Genomic DNA, 13280 nt, shown 5'->3' on the forward strand with positions numbered 1-13280 from the left:
TTCGCACCTCTCCCCACAACTCCGGGATGCACCGGGTGAAACCCGCCCGTCACACCGGCGCTTGACCCCCGCCCCCCGTGGTTCCGACCATGCGCCCAGCGCATGAAGCTCTTCCCGATCCAGATTCTGGTTGGCGCGACGGCCTCGCTCTGCCTGCTCGCCGCCCCTGCCGCGCGGGCCCAGGGCATGGAGACGGTCAACGGCATCGCCGCCCTGGTGGGCAGTTCCGTGATCACCCGGGAGCAGGTCGAACGGACCGCCTTCCGGGCCATTCAGGCCTATCGCGACCAGTTCGCCGCGCAACCCCTCCTCTTCCGCCAAAGGGTCGATACCGCCCTTCGCGAAAGCCTGGACCGCCTGGTCGAGCGACGCCTCATCCTCCAGGAAGCCGAAAACCTCATGCTCAACATCCCCGAGTCCATCATCGAGGACCGGGTCCAGGCGGAGATCAAACAGATCTACACCGACCGTGCCACCCTCACCCGGTCGCTCCAGGAACAGGGCCTGACCTTCGAAGGCTTCCGCCGCGAAATCCGCGAGCAGTTCATCGAAGCGGTCATGCGCAACCGCCATGTTCCCCGCGACATCCTCATCTCCCCCGGCCGGATCGAACGGTACTACCGCGACAACGAGGAACGGTTCCGCGTCCTCGACCAGGTCCGACTCCGCATGATCGTCCTCGACCGGACCCGCAACCCCGTCGATGCCGTGGTCCTCGGCCGGGAAATCCTCGCCAAACTCGATGAAGGAGCGGAGTTCAGCGAGATGGCCGCCGTCTATTCCGACGGTTCCCAGGCGCGCGAAGGGGGTCTCTGGGGCTGGGTCGATCGCAACGTCCTCCGCGAGGACCTCGCCGAACTCGCCTTTCAACTTCCCGCCGGACGCCGCAGCGACCTCATCGAGAAACCCGAGGCGGTCTACATCATGTTCGTCGAAGAGGTCCGCACAGCCCACATCCGCCCCATCACCGAAGTCCGTGCCGAAATCGAGCGCACCCTCATCGACACCGAACGCGATCGCCTCGCCCAGCAGTGGCTGGATCGGCTCCGCAAAAAAGCCTTCGTCCGCTACTTCTGGATCATCCCCACTTCTCAACCCGCAACTGCTCCTTTGGGATCATGAGATCCTCCAGGACCAGTCGCTCGGCAAACTCCACCAGCGCGTTCGGGCCGCACGCATAAAAGGTCGTCCGCGCCGGGTCCCCAAGGTGCTGCCGCACCCAATGCCCCGTCACCCGCCCGTGGTGTCCCGCCCATCCGTCGTCCGCCGTCGCCCGGGTACACGTGACATGAAACTCGAAATGCGGGTTCTCCCGCGCCAGGGCCTCGAACTCCTCCCGAAAGATGATGTCCACCGGCCGGCGCACACTGTAGAGAATCGTAATCCGCGTCGGGAGCTGGCGCCGCGTCGCCTCCCGCACAAACCCCCGGAACGGCGTCACCCCGGACCCGCCCGCAATGCAGATCAAATGCCGGTCCGGCTCGAACACCGGCAGAAACCTTCCCGCCGGCGGCAGCACCCCCATCCGATGCCCCTCCCGCACCCAGTCCACAATCCGCGTCCCCATCTTCCCCTCCCGCTTCACGGTCACCTCGAAATACCCTCGGTCGAGCGCGCACGATGAGAGCGAATACGCCCGCTTGTATTGCGGCGTATCGGGCCAGAACAACGTCACGAACTGCCCCGTCTTGAACTCGATGTCGTACCCGTCCGGCCACCGGAGCAGCAGCGTCTTCACGTCCGCCGCCTCCGCCGTCACCTTCTCCACCGGCATCTCCGCAATGATCTTCGCCATATCGCATTCTCCCTGACCGCCCGCTCAACGCGTTCCCTGCCCAAACCGCTCCATCACGACGCACCCAGCGTCGCCCGGTCGTCCTCCTCCTGGTCCGGCGCGTCCGTCATCGCCGCTCCCTCCGGTGTCGCCCCGCCACCCGCCGCCTCTTCTCCCGCCATCGCGACGTCCGCAGGAGCCTCCTCCGGCGCCGCCTCATCCCCCTCTTCGGCATCCTCCTGCCCCAACGTTTCCTCCGGTGGCGGCGCTTCCGCGTCCGCCGCTCTCCCGCCCGGCTCCAGCACCCGAACGATCACCGGGCGCAACAACTGCCCCTGATACTGGAACCCAGGCGCCACCGTCTCGTCCACCCTCACCCCCTCCTCCGGCCGCGGCCCGTCCGCCACCTGGTGCCGGCGCGGATCGAACAACTCATCCGGCGTCGCCACCACCGTGACAAACCCGACCCGCCGTAACGCCTCCCGGCAGGCCCCATGGAACCGGTCCAGTTGCTGGACCACCGAGGTCTGGCCCGACCGCACCGCCGCCGCATGCAGCGCAAACACATGGTCCATCACCCGCCCCACCGCCTGCAGCCATTCCCCTTCGCCCCGCCGCAGCTTCTCCACCTCCAACTTGAGGGTCTGTTTCTCCGACTCGGCCGTGCGCGATACCGTGCTCGCCAGGGACTCCGCCTCCCGGCTGATCCGGTCCACCACCCCCTGCGACGCTTCAACCGTCCGCCGTGCATGGTCCTGCACCACCTGCCACTGGCTGGTGGCCCCGGCAATTCGCTCCGAAATCCCTTCGAGCTGCGACAACCGGGCCGCGGTGCGATCCAGCCGGGCCGTCTCCGTCAATTGCAGTTCCGCCGCATACTCCCTCAGGTACGGCAGCACCCCAAACCATGCCCCCAACGCCACACACACCACCACCGCCACCATCTCCCCCAGACCCAGCGGCCTGCCTCCCAACGCCACCAACGTTCCGGCCGCCACCAGCAGCAGCGCATCCGCGCCCCAGAAAGGCAGCTTCTTCATCCGCGGGGGATTCGTGTCCGACATGCTGGGGAAACCCTACCGAAACCCCGGCCCAACAGGCCAAGCCGATATTTTTTCGGCTCCGAACAACGCCTTCCCCGATCCAGCCCCCGCCTTGGCCATCATCAGAGCACATTGGGTTCGCCCAAAACCGGGCGGAATTCCCGTCACCCGGTTCGCCATTCGCCATTCGCCATTCCCGAGTCCCACCCCTCACGTCGCCGGTGCCCACCGCTGCAACACCAGCGCCGCTCCGAACAGTCCCAGGAAAACCGCCCCCCAGGGAAGCGCCCCCGGCAGGACCGCCATCATGTCCACCAACACGATCCCCGCCAGCAGACCCGACACCGCCCCCCGCGCGCCATCGGGGGTCGGACGCCGGAGCAGCAGCAGCGATCGCGCCGTCCACACCGCCCATATCGCCACCGGCGCCGCCACCTCCGCCCGACCCCACACCGAGGGCGGATTCGTCAATGCCGCCAGCGCCAGTGGCAGCAGCAATCCCCCCAGCGGCCACCAACGTTCCAGTCCCCCTTTGCCTTCCGTCCGCGCAATCGTGCTGAGCCCCACCACGTAACCTCCCAGCGCCAGGCCGCTCCACACGATCTCACCCGTCACCCCGTTCGCCGTCGCGGATCCCGCCACCAGGAACAGCAGGAACCGGCAAAGGGCCATCAGCAGGGTCGAAAAAGGCACCAGCTTGTGAACCGCGTTGTAGATCACCACCGAGACCGCCAGAAGAAATCCCAGGTGCAGCGTCGCCCCGCCCAGACTCGCCAGCAGCGCCCCGCCCCCCAGCAGAAGCAGCACTCCGGCGGCCCACACCCAGCCCGCCCTCACCTGTCCCGAAGGAATCGGCCTTTCCCGACGATGCTCCCGGTCATGCGCCACATCGAACGCGTCGTTGAGCAGCATCCCCGCCACATACACCGCGCTCGCGCCCATCATCAGCACCCCTAGACGATGCCCCGCCCCACCCCCTCCCAACATCCACGCCGCCAGACAATTCGACCATACCGTCGGCAGGTTGGAAACCCGCCCGAGCACCAGCCACGGGCGCCACGCACCCCATCGCAGGGAAACGGCGGACGACATCGCCGCGGATCAAACCCGTCCCCACCCCCCGACGTCCACGCCGAAGTACTCCCGCGATCTCCCCGACCTGACCCCCGTGATCCGGTTCCCCACCCACCTGGACGCTCGAACCACAGCGCCATCGCCGCCAGGAACTGTCCCACGAATGGCTTCAAAAAGAATGGCTCAGCGTCTCGGGAACAGGTGGTTGGCAATGATGCCAGCAAGTCCGGCAACCGCGGTTCCGGCAATCAATGCGAGCAGGACCGCATCGGAAAGGAGGAAACGTAACTCGAACTCCAGACCCCCTGCCGAGAGCATTCGCCCCTCGCCAAGTGCACCGTTCAGGATCAGCACGACGTAGAGGGCGATCACCCACCATTTCGCAAGTCGGAAGATCTTGTCGGCATACACCCTGCGAAGCTCGATCAGCTCATTGAATTCTGTCAGTTGAGCGGCCCGTTCATCCAAACTCAATCGCTCTTTCAGGGCCTCCTCTTCTCTCGGGCCAAACCGGCTTGCAAGGGCCTGATCGGGATCAGGCTCGTGAATTTCCCGCAGCAGTCGTTTCGGATCGGTGCCGCTTTCCTTTGGCATGGGTCAGACATGGGCCGGCAATTTCGCCTTGAAGAAGTTTCTGATTTCTTCCTGCGGTATGTCGGTTCCAGAAATGTCCTGCCCCTTCAGTTCTACCCAGGCGTGCTTCCAAGGCGTGCCATCCTGGTGGGTCAAGGCAGACAGTTCGCCTGCGGTGAACCTGCCGTAAATGCTCCAGATCTGCTCTAACAGAGCGACGGCAAAATCGTCGTCGGGAATATCCGGTGATGATGAAACGATCCGGTACTTTCCACCCGAACCGCTGAGGACCACACGCTCGACCGGGCGCTTGATCGGATCGCGACCGTATCGCTTGAAGGCATGATACACTTCTGGAAAGACAGGTCCGAACTTCCAGGCTTCCGGGCGTTCATTGACGAGCGGTGCGTCTGTGATCGCAAGGTGCCAACCATGTGCGAAGTACATGAGCTTGAGGAGCTTCATCAAGGTAAGCTCCTTCCCGTGCTCCTCCGCAATCCGGAGGAGTCGGTTTGCGACTGCTAGAGACGGGTGTGCCATGTCAAGTGCAACTTGCGCTTGTGATTCATATGACGTCAACATCCAACCCTGCTTGCTCTGCCGATGGGTGGAATTGCCCAACGACAAGATCTGCGCTTCGGCGCCAGGTGCCAGAATCGTTCCGCGTCTTGCTTCCGCACAAGCTCCCGGGACTGCCTCAGCAGCACCCCAGCCGAATTCCCCAACTCCGAAGCCACGCGCCCGGCGTCCTGCCACTGGGCCATGAGGTGCGAGGCGCAGGGGTGGCGAAGGCGGACATTCCTCTGCGTCGCCGCACCGTGGAGGCCGCCGCGTCCCCCGTGACGATGCCGGCATCGAGGTGGACGGCGTCCCGGGACAGCCGTCCGATAAACTTACGGGATGACCCTGGACGGCACGGGCAAGCGGCGGGCGCAACCGCTGCCCGGGCCGCAAAAAACCCCGGAATCACTCGGATTTCGGGGTTTTCTGCCGGAGCGCGATGGTGGAGCCGAGGGGACTCGAACCCCTGACCCCCACAATGCCATTGTGGTGCTCTACCAACTGAGCTACGACCCCATGCGCTCGGCCGGGGAAAACGCTAGGGGGTCCGCACCCTTCCTGTCAAAGCGTATCCTGTGCCTGCCGTTCCCTCGATTCGTGGTGCGCCCAGGGCGTGGAGCCGATGTTCGCACCCTCCCGCCGGGAAGCTCTCCCCCCGCGTTGACAGGCTGGGCACCTCAACCCTTTACTCGCCCGACCATGCGTCGCACCCTCGTCGTGTCCGCCCTGATTCTGGCGCTCGGACCCGGCTGCCGATCCCCCGATCGTTCCCCGGATGCCCGCCCCATTCCCGCCGGCACCAAGGGCGGAGGTTTGGCCACACCCGCCTTCCCTTCGTCCGCAGGCCGCTCCGACACAGGACCCCTGGCCCCTGTGCTCATGCCTCCCAGTGGTCGCGTCCACGCCGTCCGCGCCGATCTCCGGTTCGTCGTTCTCGACTACACGCTGGGAGGACTCCCCGCCGAAGGTGCCATCCTCAGTGTCTATCGAAACGACCAGAAGGTCGGCGAACTACGCCTCTCGGGCCCCCCGGAACGCAGCGGATTTGTCACGGCCGACATCCTCGAAGGGTTCATTCAGGTGGACGATGAGGTTCGGATGCAATGAACCCAGGTCCCCCGGAAGGGCTCGCTGCCTGGCTCGCTGCCCCGGGCCTGCCGCCCGCCACCGCCCCCAGGCATACCACGACCGCCCGCCAACCCCTAAACTTCCTCCCGCGTCTTCGATACCTTGGAGGATCGCTGACGATGATACGGACTCGACAGGTTGAAGTAGATCCCGCACAGCGGCCGCTCCGTGTCCGTCTGGCTCAGGATCACGGTGACCTGCCGGTCCAAGGCAATGCCATGCCGCAAGCCCGGCCCCCGGCTCTGAAATGCCTTGATCGCCTTGTCCACCAGCGATCGCAACGCCGCCTCCATGTCGTCCGGTGGCTTCTCCAGGCAGACCACATACCTGTCAAAGGCACGCATGGCCTCCGCGATCTCCCCTTTGAACGTCTCGGCCGTCACGCCGCGAAGTTAGAAAGCCCGCCCAGCAAAGCAAAACCAGAAATGCAGTCCGTCACCCCGCGCCTCTCCCGCTGGCAGCCATCGAAAGGAAGGACAGCTCATGGACGCCATCCCGCACCCAACACCCCCGTGCCGGGATGATCCTCCCGCTTCCCGCTGATCTGGCGCGTCTGCTCCGCGAACTTCCCGTCCTGCGGCGTGCCTACCTCGTCGGTGGCTGTGTCCGGGATGCCATCCTGGGACGCCCCCTGAAGGACTTCGATGTCGAGGTCTTTGGCGCCTCCTACGAGGCCCTCGCCGAGGCCCTCCGCCCCTGGGGCCGTACCGATTTCGTCGGCCGCTCCTTCGGTGTCATCAAGCTCTCCCTCGGCAATGCCGTCCACGACTTCAGCATCCCCCGCCGCGATTCCAAAGTCGGCCCCGGCCACCGCGGCTTCGACATCCACCTCGATCCCCACATCACCCCGCCCGAGGCAGCCGCCCGACGTGACTTCACCCTCAACGCCCTCATGTGGGACCCCAGGTCCGGTGAGGTCCTCGACTTCTTCGGCGGTCGCGATGATATCGAGCGCCGGATCCTGCGCCACATCGGCGAAGCGTTCCGCGATGATCCCCTGCGCGTCCTCCGCGGCATGCAGCTCGCCGGGCGCTTTCACCTGACCGGCGCGCCCGAAACCCTGGCCTGCTGCCGCGAACTGGTCGGCACCTTTCATGAACTCGCCTTCGAACGCGTCCGCGACGAATGGTTCAAATGGGCCGCATCGAGCACGGTCCCTTCCGCCGGCCTTCGCTGGATCGAGGCCGCCGGCTGGCTCTCCCATTTTCCCGAACTCGATGCCCTCCGAGGCGTGCCCCAGGAACCCGAATGGCACCCGGAAGGCGACGTCTTCCAACACACCTGCCACGCCCTCGACGCCCTCCCCGATCTCCCGGCCTGGCGCGATGCCGACGAACCCACCCGCATCGTCGTCTCCCTCGCCGTCCTGACCCACGACTTCGGCAAGGCCACCTGCACCCATACCGTCCTGCGCGATGGACGTTCCCGAATCGTTTCTCCCGGCCATGAGAACGACAGCGCCCGGCTCGCCGCCGCGTTCCTTGAACGGCTCCGCATACCGCGGGCCATTGCCGAACGCGTCGTCCCGCTCGTCCTTCAGCACATGGCCCATTTCCAGGAACCCGGCGAACGTGCCGTCCGCCGCCTGGCCCGCCGCCTCGCCCCCGAGACGGTAGAGCACCTCTGCCTGGTGATGACCGCCGACGCTTTCGGACGCCCCCCGCGCCCACGTCAGACCCCGTCCGCCGTCGAGGCCATCCGGCGCATCGCCAATCGACTCGATCTGGCTCGCTCCGCCCCGCAACCCCTGCTCCTCGGACGCCACCTCCTTGCCCTCGGCCTGTCCCCAGGAAAGGAGATCGGACGATGGACCCATGCCGCCTTCGAAGCCCAGCTCGACGGGCGCTTCCATGACCTCAACGGAGCCCATGCCTGGCTGGCCGGACATCCCGATTTCCCCCCGGCTGCCGCCGCTCGCGCCGCGGAAACCACCTCTGAGGAAAGGGGCTAACCGCCGCCCAGAATTCCGCCGTAGAAACCCATCCAGAACGACACGATCTGCCAGGCGACGATCAACAGCACGGCGCCATACACCACGCCGGTCAGCGTGCCACTGGCAAGGGTCATCCAGCGCAGCCCTTCGTCCTGGTAATGCTCGGTCAGGCGGGCCAGCGCCTCATCCGTTCGTCCCGACATCTCGCCTCCGGCGTAGATCGCCGAGAAATGCTGCGGAAAAAAGGAGCGCTCCGGGAGGATGTCCCCCGCGGATTCCCCCTCCCCCAACCGCGGCAGCCACGCCTGCACCTCCCGCTCCAACGCGGGCGAACCGCTGGCCGCCGCCGCCATCGGCCACGCCCGCGTCGCCGTCATCCCTGAATTCAGCAGCGCATCCAACGCCATGCTCAACCGCGCCAGCACCAGCGCCCGCCGCGCCCGCCCCAGACCCGGAATCAGCCCCGCCACGGCTTCCAGTCCCGACCGCCAGGCCCGCCCATGGGTCCCCTGCGACGCATACACGAGAAAGGCCGTTGCGACGTAAAAGGGCAGAAAGAAGAGCGCCTTCCCCAGCAGGAACCCGCCCACACTCCCGCCGTGGAACAACGTCACCAAATCCCCGATCGGCAGGATCAGAAACGCAACGTGAAAAACCAGCACCGGGTACGCCAACCCCAGGATGAGTTTGCGGGACAGCGCCGCCCGCTCGCGGTACGCCTTCGACAACACCCGGCATGTGGCATCCAACCGTCCGCTCTGCTCCCCCGCCTCCAGCAGCGCGATGTCGAAGTCCGGGGCCCATCGGCCCAGGGATCGAAGTGCCTCCCCGAACGTGGCCCCCTCCTCCAGTCGATCCCCCACCCGCGTCAAGGGTCGCGCCAGCCCCCACGCCGGAGGGCTGCCTGCCAGCATCCGCAGGGTCCGGATCAGCGGCAGACCCGCGCCGATCGAGCTCGCAAGCTGATGGAATACGTCGGCCCGCGCCGAGAGTTGGGCCGGTGTCACCAGGAAGGCCATGACCTTTGGACAGGTGCTCCCCAAACAGGCGCCCCCCACGGGCCCCAGCCCCAGGCCGGATGCCTAGAGGTACGGCTCGACCGTGTCGCGGATGGCGCGCTTGCCCTTGGCACCCCGCATCTGGTCCACAATCTGACCCCCTTTGAACACCAGCAGCGTGGGAATCGCCGTGATGCCGTATTGCGTGGCCAGACCCGCCTCCGCATCGACATCGACTTTGGCGACCTTGAGCTGGCCGTCCAGTTCCGTGGCCAACTCCTCGAGCACCGGGGCGATCATCTTGCAGGGGCCGCACCATTCCGCCCAGAAATCCACCAGCACAGGCGTCGCCGATTGGAGCACCTCCGCGTTGAAGGTCGCCTCGGTGACGTTTTTAATGAGGTTCGATGCCATGATTCTTAGAATAACCGCCTCGGACGCGACCTGGATGGCCTTTCAATCGATCTGAATCCCCAGCGCGATCAGCACCACATGCACCAGGAAGGCCAGCCCCAGAACCGCGGCCGCCACCGCCAATCCCTTGTCCAACCCGCTGATCCCGCCACCAGACGAAATCGGCGCCATCATCGGCCGCCCCATCGGCGCGGGAGCCGCCGCTCCCGAAGCCACCGGAGCCGAGGCCATCGGCTTGGGCGCAGCCGGCGCCGGCGCTGCCCCAGCCGCAGGGGCTGCTTTGGCCGCCCCAGGAACCCCGGCCGCTGGAGCGCCTCCAGGCGGTGGCGACGGAAGGCGCACCGTCGGAGCCGCCGTCGGCTTCGGAGGGAGCGCAATCCGGACGGTCTCCTTCTTGGGCTGCACTTTTGCGGCCTCACCGGGATTCGGGGGCACCGGGGGTGTGCTGGGGGAGTTTTCCGACATAGAACGTTCGCGAAGCTAGGTAGCCGGTCAGAAGAGTGTCAAACTTTTTGGCCGTCCAGTCCGGCCCCGCGGTGCATCCCGGAGTTGTGGGAGTGGAGGCGGCGAATCGGAGGGACGAGCTCCGCGAGTCCTCCACCGTCCTCCACCCAACGCTCCACACCGTTGCGGCCTCGTGGAACTCGGCCCTCCGAAGCGACGCTTCGCGTTGTTCGCGCCTCAACCCACAACTCCGGGATGTACGGCCGGTCCCGCGATGGCTGATCCGCCTCGGAAACAACCGGCGACTTCCAGGCAACGAAGGCGCTTCCAGACCCGTTACGAATTCGCTGTCCCCCCGGTTGGCCCTGCCCGGTGTCCCGCCTTCAGCCGGCCATCCCCATCCCCCAGCAGGCTCTTAAGACGGCAGGCCCTGCCCGAGTGCCCCCTCGCCAAACCCGGCCGACCGAGCCGGGGACGAGGGGGCCGTGAAGCCCGTCGCCCGCTTCCCCTCAACGACGGTTGTACGATCCGCGGTCCTCCCAGTCGTTGCCCCCGCCCCCGCCGCCACGCCGTCCCCCACGACCGCCCCCTCCCCCACCGCCGCGCCGGCCATAGCCCCCTCCGCCCCCTCCCTCCCGCGGCGGACGCTCCTCCTTCGGACGCGCCACATTGACGGTCAGATTGCGCCCCTGAAGTTCCTGGTCATGCAGAAGCTCCACCGCCTTCTCGGCCTCCTCGGCACTCCCCATCTCGACAAAGGCGAACCCGCGCGAACGACCCGTGAACTTGTCCATCACCACGTCCACGGCCCGCACCATTCCGGCCTGCGTGAAATGGTCGAACAGATCATTCTCGCCCGTCGTGTACGACAGGTTCCCAACAAACAACCTCGCTGCATTCATGTTAGGAGTGTCCAGCCCAGGAACTCAGTGGAGGGGACCTGCACACGCAGCATCACGAAGGTTCGCCGAGAAGACTCAACCGACCCGCTGTCATCCGACACCATCACCGTTTGTTCTTGGATCGACGGCGCGACCGTCGCACCCACCCCGCCCGTCGTCAACCTCCCCCGTCCTCATCCCGCTTCCCCGCCTCCCCCCGCGCCCGCGGATGCGCCGCATCGTACGACCGCCGCAACCGCTCCGTGGTGACATGCGTGTACACCTGCGTCGTCGCCAACTGCGCGTGGCCCAGCATCTCCTGCACCGACCTCAAATCCGCCCCCGCATCCAGCAGGTGCGTCGCGAAACTGTGGCGCAGCTTGTGCGGGGTCAGACCCGGATCCAGCCCCGCCGCCAGCAAGTGGCCCTTCAACCGATGCTGCAACGTCCGCGCCGGCACCGCCCGTCCATCGCCCCGCCCGCGCTGAAACATCGGCTCCCGTCCCTCCGGAACCCGCCCCATCCGCCCCCAGTAGGCCTCCACCGCCCGCACCGCATGGCCCCCGACCGGCACCACCCGCTCCTTCTTCCCCTTGCCCCGCACCCGCAGCAATCCCTCACGAACATCCAGATCCTCCATCCGCAACCCGCACAACTCCCCGATCCGCAGCCCGCAGGAGTAGATCACTTCAATGATCGCCGTGTCCCGTGCCGGCACCGTGTCGTCCACCGGACGCCCCACCCCGCCCCCTTCCTCCCTCCCGCCTTCAACCCGGCCCGGAGCCTCCAGCAACGCCCGCATCTGGTCCACCGACAGGAACCGCACCAATCGCTTCGGCGCCCGCGGCAACGCAAGATCCTTGAGCGGCACCGTCGCCACCCGGCCTCGCCGCACCAGGTGCCGGTAGAACGTCCGCAAGGCCGCGAACCGCAACCGCACCGCCGCGGCACTCAATCCCTGCCGCCCCAAATGGCGCAGATAGAACCGGAACTCCTCCCTCGGGAGCGTCGCCCAGTCCGGCTCCGCCCCGCGCATCCCCCGGTACCACCCCCGGAATTCCCGCAACGCCTGCCCGTAGTTCCGCAGGGTGTATTCCGAAGCCGCCCGCTCCCCGGCCAACGCCTCGAGAAACTCCGCCACCCGCAGATCCTCCCCGCCATCCCCCGACGTCCCCCCGGCCGGGCTGGCTGAACTCCCCGCGTTCATCCCCCTCCCGTCTCCATCGCCACCCGGTACGCCCGCAGCAGCTCCTCCACCGACCGCTCCCAGTTGAGTTCCCTCCGCACCCGCTCCCGCCCAAGGGCCCCCATCCGTTCCCGTGCCTCCGGATCGTCCAGCAAGGCGAGGATGGCATCTCCCAGCCCCTCGGCCGACAACCCCTCCACGTACCGGGCCGATTCCCCGGCGGAGTAACGTCCTTCCGTCACGTCGAACATCACCTGGGGCTTCCCAAACGCCATGTACTCGAGCGTCTTGTTCATCGTGCAATGGTCGTTGTACGGATTCGGCGGATCGCAGGCGACTCCCAGATCGATCGTCTGCAACGCCGCAAACAACTCCGCATTGCTCACCCGCCCCGGCAGATCCACGTACTCCCCCAACCCCCACGCCTCCCGCTCCTTCACCAATCGCTCCCACTCCGGTCCCGTCCCCATCAGCAGGAATTGCACGTCCCGGCGACCCCGCTCCCGGACGATGTGCCGCGCCGCCTCGATGAGATGAATCACCCCGTCCGCGTTCCCCATCACCCCGACATAACCCACCAGGTATCGCCTGCCTTTCCGCAACCCGTCATCCGGTGACACCTCCCCGGTCGCGATCTTCGGCGCGGTCCGCACCACAAACACCTCCCACGGCAGCTTTCGCCCCCGCTCCAGGGCCACCTCCCGCACCGACCGGTTGGTGGCCAGCACCACGTCCGCACACGCATAGGTCAACCGCTCCGCCACCCGCACCGCCCAGTAGAACGGCCCGCGCCGTCCGAACTTCGCCTCGAAGAACTCCGGCCACACGTCATGCACGTCGTACACCACCCGCACCCCCGCCAGCCACCGGTACGGCAGCGCCACCAGAAACAGCAGGTCCGGCGGATTGCACAAATGCAGGATTCGGAACCGGTGCCGCCGCCACACCTTCCAAGCCAGCCACATCTCGCCCGCCAACGCCGACGCATACTCCCGGAAAAACCCCCACCATCCCCCGGCCTCCTCGCTGATCCAGTGCCGGTAAATGTGAATCCCCTCCAGACATTCATACGAGGCCGTGTACCCCCGCATCTTCGGACAAATCACCGCCACCTCGTACCCCGCGTCCCGCAACGCGCACGACTCCTGCCAAACCCGCCGGTCCAGCGGCACCGGCAGATTCTCGACCAGGATCAGCACCGCCGGTCGCCGTTGCTGTGTTGCCTTGGCATTCACCGGCCCGATTGACGCCGATGCCGCCCCCGGAACCAA

At 66.6% G+C, this 13280-nt stretch carries 15 protein-coding genes and 1 tRNA gene; 3 read left to right on the top strand and 13 right to left on the bottom strand.

The features are described 5' to 3' along the window. Positions 1-102 precede the first annotated feature (102 nt). Complete coding sequence (locus KF833_16080; GenBank protein ID MBX3746829.1) at positions 103-1122, top strand: SurA N-terminal domain-containing protein; 1020 nt, start codon at positions 103-105, stop codon at positions 1120-1122. Here the strand turns inward: KF833_16080 and KF833_16085 are convergent. From KF833_16085 to KF833_16110, 6 genes are all read right to left on the bottom strand, one after another. Next, complete coding sequence (locus tag KF833_16085; protein ID MBX3746830.1) at positions 1079-1795, bottom strand: hypothetical protein; 717 nt, start codon at positions 1793-1795, stop codon at positions 1079-1081. The genes KF833_16080 and KF833_16085 overlap by 44 nt on opposite strands. A gap of 53 nt (positions 1796-1848) precedes the next feature. Next, positions 1849-2814 carry a hypothetical protein gene (locus KF833_16090; GenBank protein ID MBX3746831.1) on the bottom strand — a complete coding sequence of 322 codons (966 nt, stop codon included), beginning with the start codon at positions 2812-2814 and terminating at the stop codon, positions 1849-1851. A gap of 213 nt (positions 2815-3027) precedes the next feature. Further along, positions 3028-3909 carry a UbiA family prenyltransferase gene (locus KF833_16095; GenBank protein ID MBX3746832.1) on the bottom strand — a complete coding sequence of 294 codons (882 nt, stop codon included), beginning with the start codon at positions 3907-3909 and terminating at the stop codon, positions 3028-3030. A 165-nt stretch (positions 3910-4074) separates the two neighbouring features. Continuing rightward, the gene (locus KF833_16100) at positions 4075-4485 is read right to left on the bottom strand and encodes a hypothetical protein (GenBank protein MBX3746833.1); all 411 of its coding nucleotides are present in this window, start codon (positions 4483-4485) and stop codon (positions 4075-4077) included. 3 nt (positions 4486-4488) lie between these two features. Continuing rightward, positions 4489-4932, bottom strand: coding sequence for a SocA family protein (locus KF833_16105; protein MBX3746834.1), 444 nt, complete (start codon positions 4930-4932; stop codon positions 4489-4491). A gap of 533 nt (positions 4933-5465) precedes the next feature. Continuing rightward, positions 5466-5541, bottom strand: a tRNA-Ala gene (locus KF833_16110). Positions 5542-5724: 183 nt separating this feature from the next. Between KF833_16110 and KF833_16115 the strand changes: the two genes are divergently transcribed. Then, the gene (locus tag KF833_16115; GenBank protein MBX3746835.1) at positions 5725-6132 is read left to right on the top strand and encodes a hypothetical protein; all 408 of its coding nucleotides are present in this window, start codon (positions 5725-5727) and stop codon (positions 6130-6132) included. A 95-nt stretch (positions 6133-6227) separates the two neighbouring features. On the opposite strand, the gene KF833_16120 is transcribed toward KF833_16115, so the two are convergent. After that, a complete protein-coding gene (locus KF833_16120) occupies positions 6228-6536 on the bottom strand; it encodes a hypothetical protein (GenBank protein MBX3746836.1) in 309 nt (102 codons plus the stop codon). Between the two features lie 137 nt (positions 6537-6673). On the opposite strand from KF833_16120, the gene KF833_16125 reads away from it, so the two are divergent. Then, positions 6674-8104 carry an HD domain-containing protein gene (locus KF833_16125; protein MBX3746837.1) on the top strand — a complete coding sequence of 477 codons (1431 nt, stop codon included), beginning with the start codon at positions 6674-6676 and terminating at the stop codon, positions 8102-8104. On the opposite strand, the gene KF833_16130 is transcribed toward KF833_16125, so the two are convergent. The 6 genes from KF833_16130 to KF833_16155 all read right to left on the bottom strand — a co-directional run bounded on the left by KF833_16130 (position 8101) and on the right by KF833_16155 (position 13244). Next, positions 8101-9105: a type II secretion system F family protein gene (locus KF833_16130; GenBank protein ID MBX3746838.1), complete on the bottom strand. Its 1005-nt coding sequence runs from the start codon at positions 9103-9105 to the stop codon at positions 8101-8103. The genes KF833_16125 and KF833_16130 overlap by 4 nt on opposite strands. A 63-nt stretch (positions 9106-9168) precedes the next feature. After that, positions 9169-9498 carry a thioredoxin gene (trxA, locus tag KF833_16135; protein ID MBX3746839.1) on the bottom strand — a complete coding sequence of 110 codons (330 nt, stop codon included), beginning with the start codon at positions 9496-9498 and terminating at the stop codon, positions 9169-9171. Between the two features lie 42 nt (positions 9499-9540). Next, positions 9541-9729: a hypothetical protein gene (locus KF833_16140; GenBank protein ID MBX3746840.1), complete on the bottom strand. Its 189-nt coding sequence runs from the start codon at positions 9727-9729 to the stop codon at positions 9541-9543. Between the two features lie 722 nt (positions 9730-10451). After that, entirely contained in the window at positions 10452-10844 is a 393-nt protein-coding gene (locus KF833_16145; GenBank protein MBX3746841.1) for an RNA-binding protein, read from the bottom strand. A gap of 157 nt (positions 10845-11001) precedes the next feature. Next, positions 11002-12030 (bottom strand): tyrosine recombinase XerC, encoded by a 1029-nt coding sequence (locus KF833_16150; GenBank protein MBX3746842.1) that lies wholly within the window; start codon positions 12028-12030, stop codon positions 11002-11004. Continuing rightward, on the bottom strand, positions 12027-13244 hold the full coding sequence (locus KF833_16155; protein ID MBX3746843.1) for a glycosyltransferase family 4 protein: 1218 nt from the start codon (positions 13242-13244) through the stop codon (positions 12027-12029). Before KF833_16155 ends, KF833_16150 begins: the two co-directional genes overlap by 4 nt. Between the last annotated feature and the right edge of the window lie 36 nt (positions 13245-13280).

Source organism: Verrucomicrobiia bacterium (genome assembly GCA_019634625.1).
GTDB lineage: Bacteria > Verrucomicrobiota > Verrucomicrobiia > Limisphaerales > CAIMTB01 > CAIMTB01.